Source organism: Streptomyces sp. NPDC020597, assembly GCF_044335095.1.
In the GTDB taxonomy this organism is placed as follows: domain Bacteria; phylum Actinomycetota; class Actinomycetes; order Streptomycetales; family Streptomycetaceae; genus Streptomyces.
Window position 1 is genome coordinate 121,185 of the sequence record NZ_JBIRUL010000014.1, and the last position, 15,745, is coordinate 136,929.

The 15,745-nt window shown below is 69.5% G+C and carries 16 protein-coding genes; 7 read left to right on the forward strand and 9 right to left on the reverse strand.

From position 1 onward, the window contains the following. Window positions 1–111: 111 nt before the first annotated feature. The 4 genes from ACH4ZA_RS24190 to ACH4ZA_RS24205 form a co-directional block, all read right to left on the reverse strand. Complete coding sequence (locus ACH4ZA_RS24190) at window positions 112–1,011, reverse strand: LysR family transcriptional regulator (RefSeq protein WP_398431557.1); 900 nt, start codon at window positions 1,009–1,011, stop codon at window positions 112–114. 398 nt (window positions 1,012–1,409) lie between these two features. Beyond that, complete coding sequence (locus tag ACH4ZA_RS24195; RefSeq protein ID WP_398431558.1) at window positions 1,410–1,973, reverse strand: CGNR zinc finger domain-containing protein; 564 nt, start codon at window positions 1,971–1,973, stop codon at window positions 1,410–1,412. Window positions 1,974–2,157: 184 nt separating this feature from the next. Continuing rightward, window positions 2,158–2,586 (reverse strand): hypothetical protein, encoded by a 429-nt coding sequence (locus ACH4ZA_RS24200; protein ID WP_398431559.1) that lies wholly within the window; start codon window positions 2,584–2,586, stop codon window positions 2,158–2,160. Window positions 2,587–2,727: 141 nt separating this feature from the next. Then, window positions 2,728–3,795: an alpha/beta fold hydrolase gene (locus ACH4ZA_RS24205; RefSeq protein WP_398431560.1), complete on the reverse strand. Its 1,068-nt coding sequence runs from the start codon at window positions 3,793–3,795 to the stop codon at window positions 2,728–2,730. Window positions 3,796–4,255: 460 nt separating this feature from the next. On the opposite strand from ACH4ZA_RS24205, the gene ACH4ZA_RS24210 reads away from it, so the two are divergent. The 3 genes from ACH4ZA_RS24210 (at window position 4,256) to ACH4ZA_RS24220 (ending at window position 6,947) form a co-directional block, all read left to right on the forward strand. Then, a complete protein-coding gene (locus tag ACH4ZA_RS24210; RefSeq protein ID WP_398431561.1) occupies window positions 4,256–4,453 on the forward strand; it encodes a hypothetical protein in 198 nt (65 codons plus the stop codon). A gap of 252 nt (window positions 4,454–4,705) precedes the next feature. Then, window positions 4,706–5,425, forward strand: a complete 720-nt coding sequence (locus tag ACH4ZA_RS24215) for a flavodoxin family protein (RefSeq protein WP_398431562.1) — start codon at window positions 4,706–4,708, stop codon at window positions 5,423–5,425. Between the two features lie 157 nt (window positions 5,426–5,582). Then, the gene (locus ACH4ZA_RS24220; RefSeq protein ID WP_398431563.1) at window positions 5,583–6,947 is read left to right on the forward strand and encodes a glutamate decarboxylase; all 1,365 of its coding nucleotides are present in this window, start codon (window positions 5,583–5,585) and stop codon (window positions 6,945–6,947) included. 155 nt (window positions 6,948–7,102) lie between these two features. Here ACH4ZA_RS24220 and ACH4ZA_RS24225 read toward each other — a convergent pair whose 3' ends face one another. The 3 genes from ACH4ZA_RS24225 to ACH4ZA_RS24235 all read right to left on the reverse strand — a co-directional run bounded on the left by ACH4ZA_RS24225 (window position 7,103) and on the right by ACH4ZA_RS24235 (window position 10,393). Further along, a complete protein-coding gene (locus tag ACH4ZA_RS24225) occupies window positions 7,103–8,161 on the reverse strand; it encodes a GDSL-type esterase/lipase family protein (protein ID WP_398431564.1) in 1,059 nt (352 codons plus the stop codon). Between the two features lie 223 nt (window positions 8,162–8,384). Then, complete coding sequence (locus ACH4ZA_RS24230; RefSeq protein WP_398431565.1) at window positions 8,385–9,227, reverse strand: hypothetical protein; 843 nt, start codon at window positions 9,225–9,227, stop codon at window positions 8,385–8,387. A 290-nt stretch (window positions 9,228–9,517) separates the two neighbouring features. Beyond that, a complete protein-coding gene (locus ACH4ZA_RS24235) occupies window positions 9,518–10,393 on the reverse strand; it encodes an endo alpha-1,4 polygalactosaminidase (RefSeq protein WP_398431566.1) in 876 nt (291 codons plus the stop codon). A gap of 249 nt (window positions 10,394–10,642) precedes the next feature. On the opposite strand from ACH4ZA_RS24235, the gene ACH4ZA_RS24240 reads away from it, so the two are divergent. Both ACH4ZA_RS24240 and ACH4ZA_RS24245 read left to right on the forward strand, forming a co-directional pair. Then, complete coding sequence (locus ACH4ZA_RS24240; RefSeq protein ID WP_398431567.1) at window positions 10,643–11,131, forward strand: hypothetical protein; 489 nt, start codon at window positions 10,643–10,645, stop codon at window positions 11,129–11,131. Between the two features lie 41 nt (window positions 11,132–11,172). Beyond that, a complete protein-coding gene (locus ACH4ZA_RS24245) occupies window positions 11,173–11,541 on the forward strand; it encodes a hypothetical protein (protein WP_398431568.1) in 369 nt (122 codons plus the stop codon). Window positions 11,542–11,695: 154 nt separating this feature from the next. On the opposite strand, the gene pip is transcribed toward ACH4ZA_RS24245, so the two are convergent. Further along, a complete protein-coding gene (pip, locus tag ACH4ZA_RS24250; RefSeq protein ID WP_398431569.1) occupies window positions 11,696–12,664 on the reverse strand; it encodes a prolyl aminopeptidase in 969 nt (322 codons plus the stop codon). A gap of 348 nt (window positions 12,665–13,012) precedes the next feature. On the opposite strand from pip, the gene ACH4ZA_RS24255 reads away from it, so the two are divergent. Both ACH4ZA_RS24255 and ACH4ZA_RS24260 read left to right on the forward strand, forming a co-directional pair. Next, complete coding sequence (locus ACH4ZA_RS24255) at window positions 13,013–13,987, forward strand: glycoside hydrolase family 11 protein (RefSeq protein ID WP_398431570.1); 975 nt, start codon at window positions 13,013–13,015, stop codon at window positions 13,985–13,987. Between the two features lie 78 nt (window positions 13,988–14,065). Beyond that, window positions 14,066–15,046 carry a polysaccharide deacetylase family protein gene (locus tag ACH4ZA_RS24260; RefSeq protein ID WP_398431572.1) on the forward strand — a complete coding sequence of 327 codons (981 nt, stop codon included), beginning with the start codon at window positions 14,066–14,068 and terminating at the stop codon, window positions 15,044–15,046. A gap of 81 nt (window positions 15,047–15,127) precedes the next feature. Here the strand turns inward: ACH4ZA_RS24260 and ACH4ZA_RS24265 are convergent, their stop codons facing one another. After that, a complete protein-coding gene (locus tag ACH4ZA_RS24265) occupies window positions 15,128–15,586 on the reverse strand; it encodes a hypothetical protein (protein ID WP_398431573.1) in 459 nt (152 codons plus the stop codon). Window positions 15,587–15,745: the final 159 nt, after the last annotated feature.

Consider the following 15,745-nt stretch of genomic DNA (forward strand, 5'->3'; position numbering starts at 1 on the left):
CTCAGCAGATGACCTTTATCGGATTCGTCGATCGATAAAGCCGACATGTTCATGTGCAGCATGCGGACCGCTCATGAAATCCAGGCACTCCACCGCTTCTCACGGATGCCCTCAGGACTCCTGGTACTCCCGGCTCAGGAAGTCGATGACCTGCTCCACGAACACCCGGCGTTCCCGGGAGAGCTGCGCCCCCTTGCGCCAGGCCAGCTGGGTGAACAGCTCGAAGGGAGGCTCCCACGCGAGCGGCACCAGCGTCCCGGCCGACAGCTCCTGACCGACCGCCATCCGCGGCAGCAGACTGATCCCGAGGCCGGCGCCGACACCGCGCTTGATGGCCTCGATATTGCCGAACTCCAGGAACGGCACCGGCTCGCCCGTGCTGTCGTTGAGCTCCGCCTCCAGCAGCTCCCGGTAGGCGCACCCCGCCTCCGGGGCCAGCACCGACTCCTGCCGCAGATCGTCGGTCGCCACCTTCGCGGCACCGGCGAGGCGATGCCCCGGCGACGCCACCACGACGAGCGGCTCCACGCCGAGGACCTCGCTGTGCACCCCGGAATGCTGCGTCTCGGCCTCCATCAGGAAGCCCGCGTCGAACAACCCCTGGCGCAGCGAGTGCAGCGTCTCCGCGCACAGGCTCGGTCGCAGGGCGATCTGCAGCCGGGGGTAGCGGTGGTGGAAGTACTCGAGCACCGGCGGCATCCGGTAGGAGGTGATGCTCTCCATCGTGCCGATGGTCAGCACGCCCTCGGGCTGCGCGTCCGGGGACGCGGCGCCACGTGCCTCGTCCGCCAGGGCCAGCATCTGTCCCGCATAGGGCAGCAGCCGCGTCCCCGCCGGGGTCAGCTTCACCTTGCCCCCGAACCGCTCGAACAGCTCGCCCCCCAGGGACACTTCGAGACTCTGGATCTGCGCGGTCACCGAGGACTGCGCGTAGTTCAGTTCGGCCGCGGCCCGGGTGAAGCTCCCCAGTGCGGCCACGCGGTGAAAGGTTCGGAGTTGCCGGATGTCCATTTTGGTCTCTCCCGGAGGGACTCGACGGAGACGACCCGCAGTGGTCGACACCCCGAGCCTGCCGACCGCCCTCCTGCCTGGGAAGAACCTTCCGCTGGCACACAGTGCCCACGACACCAATGTGCCGGACGCGGCTCCGGGTTCCGCGGATGACCGCGGCGCGGGGAGTGGAATCGCCCTGCCGGTGAATTACTGAACCCACGCCGATTTCGCGCGGGTCGATTCATCGCCGGTCACACGACGAGACGGGCGCGGGTTCCGGGAATTCAGCCGGTCCGCGTCCGGGCCGTGGCGGTTGGCACGCGGCAGTCCGCATCCGGCAGTCCGCAGGTGGCGAGCCCGGGAAAGCAGCCTCCCCGGTCGTGGGGGAAGGCGCCCGGTCGCGGAATCAGTCGGAGTCAGTGCGCGGGCGCCGCGGGCGTGGTCTTCCTGCGCGCACGATAGGCGGCCGCCTTGATCTTGTTGCCGCAGGAATCCATGCCGCACCACTGCCGGCGCATGCCGCGCGAGCGATCGATGTAGACGCGCGTGCACTCGGGGTTGCCGCATTCCTTCATCAGCGGGACGTCGGGGCCGCTGAGCAGTTCCACGGCCAGCCGGGCCACGGTCGCGAGTGCCTGCCCGGGGGTGGCGTCGGTGTGCCGCCCCGCCAGGGTGAGTTGGGGTGTCGCGGGCGTCTTGCGTGCCTCGGCGTTGACCACGGCCAGTGCTCCCCGGTCGAAGTCCTCGCGGAGGCGACGGTTGGTGATCAGCCGGTACACGGCCTCGCGCAGGACGATCGCCTCGCGGACGTCGTCCTCGTCCGCAGGGGGGATCACGTCGACAAGCCCTGATTCCAGGTACCAGGCGTTGAGCCGCTCCGGCGTCGCGAACATCTCGAAACGGGTCGAGCGCCGGGCCCTCAGGGTGGCCGCGAAGTCGAGGACAGGGTGTCCGCACACGAAGACGTGGTCAAGATTCACGTCACCATTCTGACGGGTGACTGTCCGGTGGGCAAGGGCCCGCCCCCGCTCGGTGCCTCGCTCGGTGTCCGGCCGCCTCCGGCCGGAGCCCGCCGCTCTGTCTCCGTGCGCCTCGCGACGGCCGGCCGGGCCGACCCCGCCCGTCGCGATGCGCGCCCGGCGGACGGCCGTCACGTTCAGGGCGTCATCGTGCTTGCAGGGGCCCGGCGAGGGACCTGCGCAGGGACGTCGGCGCGACGACCGGCAGCAGCGCTGCGGACATCCTGCCCTTGAGCGTGCTGGGCCGGCGCGTCAGCTCCACGTCCACCCGGGTGCCGTCCGGCCCGGCCGTGGTCCGGAAGACCCAGCCGCCGCCGGGTCCGAAGAGCTTGGAGTCGAGAGTGGTGACGATGACGGTGCCGCCGTCCGGTTCCCACTCGTAGCGCGCCCGCTCCCAGGCGGCGGCCGTTCCCTCGGTGACCTCGGCCCAGGTGTCTCCGAGTCCGTGCACCTCGAAGTGGTCGGCGTCGATGGTGGACCAGATGCGGGGGCGCGAGGGGCTGAAGTCGGTCAGGACGTCGAGCACGCCCTTCGGGTCGAGCGTGGAGACGAGGTGGAGGCGTACGACTGTCATGGGGTTTCTCCTCACTGATACGTGATCGCTCCGGCCGGTGACGCGAGATCCCGTGGCCTGCGTCACCGGTCAAGGCGGTGAAGTGTGCGGCCTGGGTAGCGTCGCCGGCGCCGTGGGACCGGTCCCGCCGGCCTCGGTGGCTCAGAGGTGGTCGGCGTCCACGATTGCCTGCGCGAACGCGCCGGGTGCTTCCTGCGGCACGTTGTGTCCGACGTTCGCGAGGGTGCGGTGCTCGTAGCGGCCGGTGAAGTGGTGGCGGTAGGCGGAGCCGTCGCCCGGCGGGGTGAAGGGGTCCAGGGCCGCGTCGAGCGTGAGGGTGGGGACACCGATGGAGGGCTGGGCGGCGAGCTGCCTCTCGTAGCGGTCGTAGCGCCGCTCGCCCTCTACGAGGCCGATGCGCCAGCGGTAGTTGAAGAGGACGACGGCGGCGTGGTCGGGGTTCGTGAAGGCCTCGGCGGTGCGCCGGTAGGTGGCGTCGTCGAAAGCCCAGTTGGGGGAGACGAGCGTCCATACGTAGCGGCACAGCGCGATGCGCTCGGTGACGTTCTCCATGGCCTTCTTGCCCCGGTCGCCGGCGAAATACCACTGGTACCACCAGTTGTGCTCGACGGCGGGAGCGGCGGGCTCCAGCTGAGCCTTGCGGTCGGTGATGAGGTAGCCGCCGGTGGAGAGCAGGGCTTTGACGCGTTCCGGCCACAGGGCGGCGATGATGTCGGCGGTCCGCGAACCCCAGTCGAAGCCCGCGAGCACGGCCTTGTCGATCTTCAGTGCGTCCATGAAGGCGACGATGTCCAGCGCGATGGCGGACTGCTCCGCGGTGCGCGGGGTGTGGCGGGAGAGGAAGCGGGTGCCGCCGTGGCCCCGGAGGTACGGCACGAGGACGCGATAGCCCCGGTCGGCGAGGATCGGGGCGACGTCGACGAAGCTGTGAATGTCGTAGGGCCAGCCGTGCAGGCAGATGACGACGGGTCCGTGGGCGGGCCCGGCCTCGGCGTAGGCGATCTCCAGTAGGCCCGCCTTGACGTGCTTGAGGGAACTGAAGCCGATGAGGGTTCCGGGGGTGACGGCGGACGCGGTGGGAGCGGTCGTGCCGCGCGCCCCGGGCGGCGTGGTCGCGGAGGAGGCGTGGGTCGGCAGACCTGACAGTGCGACCGCTGCCGCGCCGGTGCCCAGTCCGACGGTTTTGCCGAATGTGCGCCTGTTGAACATCTGTACTCCTTCGTCGCGTCGCTGCAGATGGCCGAGGACCGATGCACCGGGTCCGACGCGCGCGGCGCCGATTCACCTGGGACCGGTCGCGGGTCCGCGGCGGACGTCGACGGCTCGACGGCTCGGGCGGTGTGCGTTCCCGCGGCCCTGGATGCGATGACACTCGCATGGCCATCGTCACCAGTCAAACCGGTGACGGCAATTTCGGGCCAACTGACTGCCGGGGAGTCGCGTCGCGGTCCTGGAGGCCTTGGTCGTAGAACTCCGACAACAGGAAGTGCTGTTGATTAGGTGGAATGGGTGATCCCTTCCCTGGGTGCGGTCCCTGATGGGGGCGGGTCTGCCCAGGTGTCGGTCGCCTCCCGTCACCGTCTTGACAGGTGACGAGTGTTGACGCACGCTGAAGGCCCAGCGAAACGCCGGGGTGAAGCGACCCCGGATGGAGAAATGGGGACCGGCCATGAACGAGAGACTCGCGACGGACGCCGACGCCGACGCCGACGCACGTCACGTGCGCTACGGCAGCCTTCCTGAGCGAATCCGCTTCGAGGACATGACCGAGGAAATGGCGACCGCGCCGGGAGGCCGCAACGACCTCTACGACCCCGACGGTTCGTGGAAGTTCTTCTCCTGCCTCGCGCTCGACCTGGGGCTCTAGGCGCGCTTCTGAAGTCCCGCCCACCCGGCGACGCCTGGCGCGCCCGCCCTGGTCGACCGGCCGGGCAGGCGCCGTCCCCCGAGCCGGGACCGAGGGCCCGCTGTCGCCGTCGGGGGAGTGCACGCGCACGGCTGCGCCAGGAAGGCGGGCGTGCCGGCATCCCTGGATCCGCCGGACGCGTCACCGCTTCGTAAGGCGTCGTGGGCGCGTCGAACCGGGACAAAACCGCGTACACGCGAGACGCTGCCCGTCATGAACACACCCTCTCCCCACCGGTTCGACGACCTCACCGCGCTCTACGTCAACTGCACCCTCAAGCCGTCTCCCCAGCTCAGTCACACACAAGGGCTGGTGGACAGGAGCCGCGCGATCATGGACGCGCAGGGAGTGGCGACGGACGAGATCAGGGCCGTCGATCACGACATCGCCACAGGCGTCTATCCCGACATGACGGAACACGGCTTCGCCTCCGACGAGTGGCCCGCGCTCTACGAGAGGGTGATGGCCGCCGACATCCTGGTCCTGGCCGGACCGATCTGGCTGGGCGACAACAGTTCGGTGACCAAGAAGGTCGTCGAGCGCCTCTACGCCTGTTCCTCGCTGCTCAACTCCCAAGGCCAGTACGCCTACTACGGCCGGGTCGGCGGCTGTCTGATCACCGGCAACGAGGACGGCGTCAAACACTGCGCGATGAACGTCCTCTACAGCCTCCAGCACCTCGGCTATACGATCCCGCCCCAGGCGGACGCCGGCTGGATCGGCGCCGCCGGCCCCGGCCCGTCGTACCTCGACCCGGGCTCGGGCGGCCCGGAGAACGACTTCACCAACCGCAACACCTCCTTCATGACCTGGAACCTCATGCACATGGCCGCCCTGCTCAAACGCGCCGGGGGCATCCCCGCGCAGGGCAATCAGCGTTCCCAGTGGGATGCGGACTGCCATGCGGGCGCCGACAACCCCGAGCATCGCTGAGCGGGTGTCGTCGATCCCCCGGCCGGTCATCGCGTGAGCGCGGCGGAGCCCTCACGGGACGAGCTCGCTGATCGGCGGGGCCTCCCCCTGCGATGAGCGCGGGGTGTTCCGTGTGTCCCTCGCCTGCGGCAGACCTCAACGCTGTTTGAATCGGCGCATGACCAAGAGTGATGACTCGGTTCTTTTCGGTAACCGTTTCCTGACGATGCCCTCACCCTCGGAGACCTTCCCCGAGGAGGGCATGACGGCGACCGACGCGATGCGGCTCGTGGACGTGGATCTCGCCATGGAGGGCGACCCGCAGCGCAACCTCGCCACGTTCGTCACCACGTGGATGGAGCCGGAGGCGCAACGGCTGATCGCCGAGAACCTGCACCGCAACTTCATCGACCACGCGGAGTACCCCATCTCCGCGGACATCGAGCAGCGATGCGTGCGCATGCTCGCCGATCTCTTCCACGCGCCGGGCAGGACGACCGGCTGCCGGACCCAGGGCTCCTCCGAGGCGATCATGCTCGGCGCGCTGTCGCTGAAGTGGAAGTGGCGCCAGCGCCGCCAGGCGGCCGGTCTGTCGACCGACCGGCCCAACCTGGTCTTCGGGGGCGACGTCCACGTCGTGTGGGAGAAGTTCTGCCGCTACTTCGACGTCGAGCCGCGGATCGTGCCGCTCGCCGAGGGCAAGTACACGATCGGTCCGGAGGACGTTGAGCCCCGCATCGACGAGAACACGATCGGCGTCGTCGCCGTCCTCGGCACCACGTTCACCGGTCACAAGGACGACGTCGTCGGTATCGACGCACTCCTGAGGGACGTGCGCACCAGGCGTGACCTCGACATCCCGATCCACGTCGACGGCGCCAGCGGTGCGTTCGTGTGGCCCTTCCTCTACCCCGACTCGGAATGGGACTTCCGGCTCGAGCAGGTCCGTTCGATCAACGTGTCCGGCCACAAGTACGGACTGGTCTACCCCGGCATCGGATGGCTCGTCTTCCGCGAGGAGTCCGACCTCGCCGAGGACCTGGTCTTCTACGAGAACTACCTGGGCAAGACCGACGCGACGTTCACGCTGAACTTCTCCACGGGCGCCTCGATGGTGCTCGCGCAGTACTACAACTTCGTGCGACTGGGCCGTCAGGGCTACACGTACGTCATGAAGATGATGCAGGACAACGCCCGGGCGCTGGCGGACAACCTGCGCGACAGCGGTCGCTTCGAGGTGATCGGGAGCGATCTGGAGCAACTGCCCCTGGTGGCTTTCCGGCTCTCGGGCCACCACTCCTACGACGAGTCCGACATCGCCTGGCAGCTCGCGGCCGAGCGCGGATGGATGGTGCCGGCGTACACGCTCCCGCCCGACGCGCAGCGGGTGAAGATCCTGCGCGCCCTGGTCAAGGAGACGCTCAGCCGCGAGCAGGTCGATCGCCTGAGCCAGGACATCGCCGACGCGTGCCGCACCCTGGACAAGAAGGGCGCGACCCACGGGACCGAGCGCGACCAGATCAAGCGCGGCACCGGCTACTGACGACTCGCGGGCGATGCGGCGCCGACCCACCCGTGTCAGGGCTCGGACCGTCAGCCCTGCGTGTGCCGGCGCCGCCTTCGATCAACCGGCCCCACGACTCACCGGCGCCGCATGCCGAGGGTCGCAGGCGTCTCGACCGTCTCGTCGCACGGGATTCAGGACGCCGAGCACGTGGCCGTCACCGACGGCGTGTCCGCCGCTGTCGGCGTACTCGCGAGGAAGCCGAACGTCGTGCCGGCCCCCGCCGTCACCGTGCCGTTCCACCCGGCGTTGCGTACGGTCGTCCCGGTCAGCGCGCCGTTCCAGACCTGGGTGATCCGACTGCCCGCCGGGAGCGCCAGGTCCACCGCCCAGGAGGAGATCGCCGCCGTGGACGAGGTGTTGGTGACCGTGATCTCGCCCTGGTAGCCGCCCTGCCACACCGACACCGCGCGGAAGCCGGCGGAGCAGCCTCGGCTTCCGGGGTCCCCGGGATCTCCGGGGTCTCCGGGGCCGCCCGGGGTGAGCAGCGCCGACAGGGCCGGGTACCAGCGGGCCGCCATCTTGGCGTCGCCGGAGGCGTTGGGGTGGACGCCGTCGTAGGTGTCGGTGGCGCTGTCGAAACCCGTCCACTGGTCGACGACGGTGACCGGCGACTGCGCGGTGCTGATTCCTCGGGCCCAGGCCGGAATGCGCTGGTTGAACGCAACGGTGCGGGCGGCGCACCCGGTGCAGTTGCTCGGATCGATCGGGATGATCTGGGCCACCAGCACCTTCATCGACGGGTTGGCGGCCCGCATCTGGCCGACCAGTTTGGTGAACGCGGCGAGCACGGTGTCCGGTGCGATGCTGCTCCAGACGTCGTTGGTGCCGAAATGCATGACAACGATGTCCGGTCGGGTCGCCGCCAGCCATCCCGGCAGGAGGTTCTGGTCGGCGGTGGCGGTGGCCTGGAAGCCGCCGTGGCCTTCGTTGTCGGCGTCGTGTGTGAGACCGCAGCTCTGGGCGTTCAGTGTGCCGACGAAGTCGATGTCGGTGTATCCGGCGTTCTGCAGCTGGTTCCAGAGCAGGGAGCGCCAGCAGCCCGGGGAGCCGGTGATGGAGTCGCCGAGCGGCATGATCCGTACCGGGGTCGCTGCGGCGGCGGGCGGAGCGCCTGCCAGGCCGAGGCCGGCGGCGACGAGCAGGGCGGCCAGGAATGTGGCGAAGAACGGGTGACGTCTGCTGCTGCGCACGGGATGTCCTTCCCGAAGTGGGGCGGGAGCGGGAGTGCGGTGCGGCCGACTGTGGGAGCGCTCCCACAGATGCGTACGGTTCATCAAGCCACCGTTGCGCCAGCGCGTCAATATCCAGGACGGGCCAACTGCAGGAGGCTGCCGGAGCCGCTCGGGAGCCGGACCCTGTGCCCCCTTGGTCCCGGCGTCGATGCTCTCGTCGTCGACGGCCGGCGCTCAGGCTCTATGAGTGTTCCCCCAGTTGGAGGACGCCTGCGAGGGAGAAGCACAGAGCGCCGGTGAGCGTGCCCCAGTTGGCGATGTCGGCGTTGACGAGACTGCCGGTGGCCGGGCGGGTGTAGGCGGCGATCGCCGAGACCATGAACAGGACGGACCCGAGCTGGTTGACGGCGACGATCCACCAGCCGAGGTCACGCGGCCGGACGCGGATCCGTCCGTGGCAGATCTCGACGAAGGCCAGGTGGCCGGAGATCAGGAAGAGGACGCAGCCGATCACGTCGGGCGCCCAGATCAGTCGGTTGACCTGCTGGGCGCTGAGGCCTTCCAGGAAGGAGTCCAGCAGGTCGACGGCGAACACGAGCGTGCCCGCGAAGAGGACGAACGTGCTCAGCCAGTCGACCCGCGCCGGCTCGTAGCTCCACCACCGCCAGGGGCCCGTCACCAAGTGGCCCTCGCCGCCGGGAACGTGACGAGGTGCGTTGATCGCCTGGAGCAGCGAGGCGTACCCGCCGGTGGTGAAGAAGAGGCCGCCCGCGAAGTAGATCGAGGCGCACTCGGTGGCGTCGGCGGCGCCGAACTGCGCGACGGCCGCACCGGCCGTGAAGAGGGCGCCGCCGATGACGAACGCGATCGCGGCGACGGCGTTGAGCCGACGCAGGCGAGTGCGGGAGACGGCGTCGGCGCGGACGTGATGAGTGGCCGCGCCGTGCAGGGGACGGACGGCGAGCACCCCACGCCGTCGCGCGAGCCGGGACTCCCAGACAGCGGTACCGCCGTCGGAAAGACGCCAGGTGAGCCGGGTGGTGAACGGTCCCGCGCCTTCGGCGTGCTGCTCGGATTGCCCCACGGGCCGAGCCTAGAACGGCGGACAGGACCGAGGATGAGTGAAACGCCGTCGGGGCGGCCGGTATGCGTGGACCGCCCCCGAGGCTCTGTGAGGCTGTCAGGCCGTCAGAGTCACGGATGCTCCGGTGCGGCGCGGTAACCTGATGGCTCGTCAAGGCTTCGTCGTGCGCCTGCACGCCGCTCACCGAACCGTTCGCCGGTCGTCCCGGCCGCCCTCTCTCGGTGCGGGCGCGTCGCCCCGAGCCCCGCGGCGAGGCCGTGCACCCGGGACCCGGACCGACGCCGGTGTGATCAGCAGGCACGGCGGCGGTAGGCGGCGCTGCCGGGCGCGCTCACGTCCCGATCCCGCTCGACGATCGACAGCGTGCCGCCCCAGCCCGCGCAGGCCTGCCGGTAGCCGCTGTCGGTGTATTCGACGGCGTATACCCGGTCGGCGTACGCGAGGGCGTAGTCTCCGCACTCCTTGTACTGACCGCACTCCTCCGTCACGGCGAAGTCGAAGCCGATCGCCGTGCGTTCGGGCAGCAGGTCGACCGTGTTCTTCTGGCCGACGGCGAGCCCGGCGGCATGGGCGCGCCGGGTCAGGAGCCGGGCGAACGCAGCGTTGTGCTGTTTGGTCAGTCGGTCGCCGGAACGCTCGTAGGAGTCGAGGTTGTCCGGCTCGACCGCCTGGAAGCCACTCTCGGCGCAGCCGTCGATCCAGCCGCCGACGATCTCCGCGAGCCGGGTCCGCTTGCTCGCGGTGGAGGTGTCGAGAAGCGCCTCGCCCCACTCCTCGTCCTCGACGAGCTCGTGGGCGCCGTCGCGCAGCAGCAGGTCGGGATGGTGTTTCTGCCACCAGCCCAGCGCGTCCGGCTGGGCCTGGAAGGCGTTGACGTAACAGATGTTGTACAGGCCCGGTGCGGGCGTTGCCGTGCGGTCGCGGGAGACGGCCTCGACGTCCTTCGGCGGGGTGTACGGACGGCCGATCTGGTAGTCGAACCGCTGGTTCGGCGTCGGCAGGGCGACTTTCGCCGTGGGCGCCTTCGGGGTGTGGGGCGCCGGGTCACCGGAGGTGGCGTCCTGGCAGGACAGCAGACCGGCGCCCAGCGCGGTCACCGTACCGAAGGCCACGGCGACCCGCACGACGTTCCTGCGGCGGATCGGTACGGGGGAATGCGTGGACACCACGGGCTCCAATGCGGGAAGCGGAAGGCTCGTCCCGCACGGTGCGGGTTCGATCGCCCGAACCATGATGCGGGGGGGCGCGGACGCGGTCGCGCAGTCGTCTTCGCCGTGACACCGACGCCCCGCTGAACAGGCGGCCGGCCGACTGGCGCAAGGTTTTCGCAAGGTCGGTGCTTCAGCGTTGGCGTCACGAAAGACGGAGACGGTCGCGCCTGGGGTGGTGCCGCCGGACAAGGAGGGTGTGTGGACATGCAGATGCGAGGGTACGCCAAGCGGCGCGGTACCGGGCGGGTCCGCTCGGCCGCCGTCGTCGCCGCGCTGGGCGCCGCCGCCGTCGTGGGCGTGGCGCCGAACGCCCAGGCGGGGACGGGCTGCACGCTCACCCTGTGTTCGACGACGGTGAACGACAGCGCCTACGGGGTCACCGCCTACTACAACTGGTGCCGGGGCGGCGACAGCACCGGCGACTCGACGGCCACCGAACCGAAGTGCGCCTCCGACGGGGAGAGCCAGAAGACCCAGAACCTCACGGCCCGGGGCGGCCACACGGCGTACAACCAGGACTGGGACGCCTTCCGCGTGGACGCCGGCTGGTGCTACAAGGTCAAGTTCATCCGCACCGGACAGCCCGAGTTCACCCGCACCTACGACCGGCGTGGCAAGTCCGCACTGTGGGTGAAGGTCGCGGACAACGCCGACGCGCACGTCCTCGACCAGGGAACGGCGTCCTGCCCCTGATCCGCCGCACACGCACCCGCCTTACGCGGAAGGAGACGCACATGACGTTCAGAGCGCAGGCCTCGGTGCCGAAACGGCTGGTGGTGGTCGCCGTGTCGGCCGCCGCGGCCCTGGTCGGGTTCTCGGTCGGCCCCGCCCAGGCGTTGACCTACGACATGAGTACGACGGGCGCCGTGGGCACGGCCACCCACGTAGGGAACGGCGACTGGTCGCTCCACGCCCGCGACCCTCTCACCGACGGTCACTGTGCCCGATTCCAGGTGAAGGACACGGACGACACCAGCTGGCGATGGTACGGCGACATGGTCTGTTCCTCCGCCGACCGGTACGTGACGGGAGCCCGCTCGCTGTGGTCCGTCCGTATCTGCCGGACCGGAATCGGGAACTGCTCCGCCGCCGTCAGGCTCTGACCCACTCGGCAGGCGTCCTCGGCGACGCGTCCCGGTTCGGGGTTGTCCCGCTACAGGGGGCAGGACAACCTCGAACCGGGCGGCCGGGGGAGGGGCGACGACTCCCGCGGTCCGCGCCCCACCGCCGTTCCTCGACCGTCCCGAAGGGCCGGCCTCACAGGCCTCGGGCGGGGCGGAACCGGTCCGTGGCCGCCACGACGGCCTCCGTCGTGCCTCCCCCGCCCAGTCCGTGACCCTCGTCGCCGATCAGCACGAGCTCCGCGTCCGGCCACACCTGCGCCAGCCGCCACGGGACGTCCGCAGGACTGCTGATGTCCATGCGCCCGTGCACCATGACGCCGGGGATGCCGGCGAGCTTTCCGGCGTCGCGCAGCAGCACGCCGTCCTCGAGGAAGCCGGCGTGCCGCCAGTAGTGGGTGACGAGGCGGGCGAAGCGCAGCCGGAAACGCGGGTCCTCGTAACGGGCGTCGGGCTTGGACCCGGGATGCGCGGACACGTGCACGTCCTCCCAGCGACACCACGCGCGCGCTGCCCGCTCCCTCACAAACGGATCGGGGTCCGCCAGCATCCGGGCGTACGCCTCAGCCAGGTTGCCGTCGCGCTGCGGCTCCGGGACGGCGTCGCAGAAGCGTGCCCATTCCTCGGGGAAGATCCGCCCCATGTGCCGGGTGATCCACTCCACCTCGCGTGCGGTGGTATTGGTGACGCTGAAGAGCACCGACTCCGACACCCGTGAGGGCTGCTGCTCGGCGTAGGCCAGGGCGAGGGTCACCCCCCACGAGCCGCCTACGACCAGCCATCTCTCGATGCCGAGGCGCTGCCGCAGCAATTCGATGTCGGCGATCAGATGCTGTGTGGTGTTGCAGGCCAGCGACGTCCGTGGATCAGCGGCATCGGGGGTGCTCCGTCCGCAGCCACGCTGGTCGAAGAGGACGATCCGATAGGCCGCGGGGTCGAACAGTCTGCGCCAGAACGGTCCCGCCCCGGAACCCGGACCGCCGTGCAGGACGAGGGCGGGCTTGCCCGCGGGATTCCCGCAGGTCTCCCAGTACACGTGGTTGCCGTCGCCGACATCGAGAGTGCCGTGCTCGTAGGGCTCGATCGGTGGATACAGCTCGGCCATGTGGGGTGCACCTCGGCAGTCCGGGTCCGTGGAGTCGGGCAGCGACCATGATCCATCAGCGGGTTCTCCCGGAACAGACCGGAAGCTTTTCGAAACATTCGAGATGATTGAAAGAGATCTAGATCTTGGAGTCCGCGACCCGTGCGGGCTCCTTCTTTTTTTGTGAGTCGCTGTAAGCCCGTGAGCTGGTCATATCCTCCTCTGTCGCGGTCAATCCGTTCACGAATGTTTCGGGATCATTGCCGAAAGGATTGACAGTTGGCATGCCCATACTAAAACTGACGGTCAATCCGGGGGCCCTGCACCCGTCGCCCCCGTCGACCTCACGAGACGAGGAGGAAGCGCGACATGAACGCACCCGCACGTCTCAGGCTGTTCATGAGCGGTGTCTGCACCACGGTCCTGGTCGCTCTCGCCGCGCTGACACTGCCCGGCACCGCCCATGCAGACGTCGTCGTCACCAGCAACAAGACCGGTACCGACAACGGTTACTACTACTCCTTCTGGACGGACTCGCCCGGCTCGGTCTCCATGAACCTGGGCTCCGGAGGCAATTACGGCACCTCCTGGCGCAACACCGGGAACTTCGTCGCCGGAAAGGGCTGGAGCAACGGCGGACGGCGGAGCGTGTCCTACTCGGGCACCTTCAATCCGTCCGGCAACGCCTACCTGGCCCTCTACGGATGGACGGCCAATCCGCTCGTGGAGTACTACATCGTCGACAACTGGGGCACGTACCGGCCCACGGGCACGTACAAGGGCACCGTGACCAGCGACGGCGGCACGTACGACATCTACCGGACGACGCGGTACAACGCGCCTTCCGTCGAGGGGAACCGGACCTTCGACCAGTACTGGAGCGTCCGGCAGCAGAAGCGGACCGGCGGCACCATCACCACCGGAAACCACTTCGACGCCTGGGCGCGCGCGGGGATGCCGCTCGGCAGCTTCAACTACTACATGATCCTCGCGACCGAGGGTTACCAGAGCAGCGGCAGCTCCAACATCACGGTGGGCGGCACCGGTTCGGGTGGCGGAGGCGGAGGCGGAGGCGGCAGCGCGTGCAACGCGACTCTCTCCGCGGGTCAGCAGTGGGGCGACCGGTACAACCTCAACGTGTCGGTCACCGGATCGAGCAACTGGACGGTCACGATGAACGTGCCCTCGCCCGCGAAGGTCCTCTCCACCTGGAACGCCAGCGCCGGTTTCCCCAGCCCTCAGGTGCTGACGGCCAAGCCCAACGGCAGCGGCAACACCTTCGGCGTCACCATCCAGCCCAACGGCAACTGGACCTGGCCCACCGTCTCCTGCGCCGGCGGCTGACCCACGTCCGCCGCCGCGACCCCGCTCCCGCCGCCGCGCCCGTCGCCACCCCTGCCCCCGGTTGGAGGACCATCTCCCATGAGTACCGGACCACTTCGCCCGTCCCGCGCTCTGACCGCAAGGCTGGTCGTCGTCGCCCTGGCCGCCGCGGGCGCCCTCGCCGGCCAGGCCGCCGCCCCGGCGCAGGCCGCGACCTGCAACGGATACGTCGGGCTCACGTTCGACGACGGCCCGTCCGGCAAGACCTCCGCCCTGCTCAACGCCCTCAGGCAGAACGGGCTGCGGGCCACGATGTTCAACGAGGGCCAGTACGCCGCCTCCAACCCCTCCCTGGTGCGGGCCCAGATCGACGCCGGCATGTGGGTCGGCAACCACAGTTACAGCCATCCGCACCTCACCCAGCAGAACCAGGGGCAGATCGATTCGGAGATCTCCCGGACCCAGCAGGCCATCGCCAACGCGGGCGGCGGTACTCCGAAACTGTTCCGGCCGCCCTACGGTGAGACCAACTCGACCGTCCGGGCGGTCGAAGCCAAGTACGGTCTGACCGAGATCATCTGGGACGTCGACTCGCAGGACTGGAACGGCGCGAGCACCGACGCGATCGTGCAGGCGGCCGGCCGGCTCACCAACGGCCAGGTCATCCTCATGCACGACTGGCCGGCGAACACCCTCGCCGCGGTCCCGCGGATCGCACAGGGACTGGCCGCTCGTGGCCTGTGCGCCGGAATGATCTCCCCGCAGACCGGCCGGGCCGTCGCCCCCGACGGCGGTGGCCCCGGGGGAGGCGGCAGCGCGTGCAACGCGACTCTCTCCGCGGGTCAGCAGTGGGGCGACCGGTACAACCTCAACGTGTCGGTCACCGGATCGAGCAACTGGACGGTCACGATGAACGTGCCCTCGCCCGCGAAGGTCCTCTCCACCTGGAACGCCAGCGCCGGTTTCCCCAGCCCTCAGGTGCTGACGGCCAAGCCCAACGGCAGCGGCAACACCTTCGGCGTCACCATCCAGCCCAACGGCAACTGGACCTGGCCCACCGTCTCCTGCGCCGGCGGCTGACCCACGTCCGGCGGTCACCGGAACTCAGGTGACCGCCGGACGTCGGCAGGTGTCATGCCGGGGCGTGGGCGGAGCCTGGGTTCACGCCAGGCCGTAGGCGGAGCCGCACTGCGACTTGCTGCCCTTCACGGCGCAGACGTTGACGACGATCGGGGTGCCCTCCGCGATGTTCCCGGTCTTCCAGGGGGAGACGTAGACCGCCGCGTGACCGCGCGAGGACACCTTGCGGTAACCCAGGGCGCCGTCCTGCGTCGCCGCCTCTGCTTCGATGCCCCAGCCGTCGCCCAGGATGTCGCGGACCTGAAGAGCGTCCCCCGGTATCGGCGGGTCGACGGTGTGGTCGGGGTCGGCGTTCCAGTCCGCGAAACCCGCGCGCGTGTGGTTGTTGTAGACCTCGATACTGAAACTCTTGCCCACCCTGTCCACGCTGAAGGTGAAGTTCGGGTCGGCCGAGGCGTTTCCGGCCCCTGTGATGACCGCCGTACCGGCCAGGCCGAACACGGCGACGGACGTGCCCAGGAATCGTCTGAATTTCCGCACTTCGGAGAATCTCCCGTGGTGATGGGCGCCTTGGTCAAAGGGCCCGAGAGGGGCAGATGTTTCGTGGGTCCGATGCGTGGGCCCACTGCGCGAGCGGGTGTCCCGGTCGGCGCCGACCAAGCATGCCCCAGGCGGCGTCCGGACGCCATTGGCAGCCGG

Bases quoted from the DNA above. Each gene is read 5' to 3' on its own strand.
- ACH4ZA_RS24255 (WP_398431570.1), top strand. From the start codon at position 13,013: ATGAACGCACCCGCACGTCTCAGGCTGTTCATGAGCGGTGTCTGCACC.
- ACH4ZA_RS24215 (WP_398431562.1), top strand. From the start codon at position 4,706: ATGAACACACCCTCTCCCCACCGGTTCGACGACCTCACCGCGCTCTAC.
- ACH4ZA_RS24205 (WP_398431560.1), bottom strand. From the start codon at position 3,795: ATGTTCAACAGGCGCACATTCGGCAAAACCGTCGGACTGGGCACCGGC.
- ACH4ZA_RS24240 (WP_398431567.1), top strand. From the start codon at position 10,643: ATGCAGATGCGAGGGTACGCCAAGCGGCGCGGTACCGGGCGGGTCCGC.
- ACH4ZA_RS24220 (WP_398431563.1), top strand. From the start codon at position 5,583: ATGACCAAGAGTGATGACTCGGTTCTTTTCGGTAACCGTTTCCTGACG.
- pip (WP_398431569.1), bottom strand. From the start codon at position 12,664: ATGGCCGAGCTGTATCCACCGATCGAGCCCTACGAGCACGGCACTCTC.
- ACH4ZA_RS24245 (WP_398431568.1), top strand. From the start codon at position 11,173: ATGACGTTCAGAGCGCAGGCCTCGGTGCCGAAACGGCTGGTGGTGGTC.
- ACH4ZA_RS24260 (WP_398431572.1), top strand. From the start codon at position 14,066: ATGAGTACCGGACCACTTCGCCCGTCCCGCGCTCTGACCGCAAGGCTG.
- ACH4ZA_RS24200 (WP_398431559.1), bottom strand. From the start codon at position 2,586: ATGACAGTCGTACGCCTCCACCTCGTCTCCACGCTCGACCCGAAGGGC.
- ACH4ZA_RS24210 (WP_398431561.1), top strand. From the start codon at position 4,256: ATGAACGAGAGACTCGCGACGGACGCCGACGCCGACGCCGACGCACGT.
- ACH4ZA_RS24190 (WP_398431557.1), bottom strand. From the start codon at position 1,011: ATGGACATCCGGCAACTCCGAACCTTTCACCGCGTGGCCGCACTGGGG.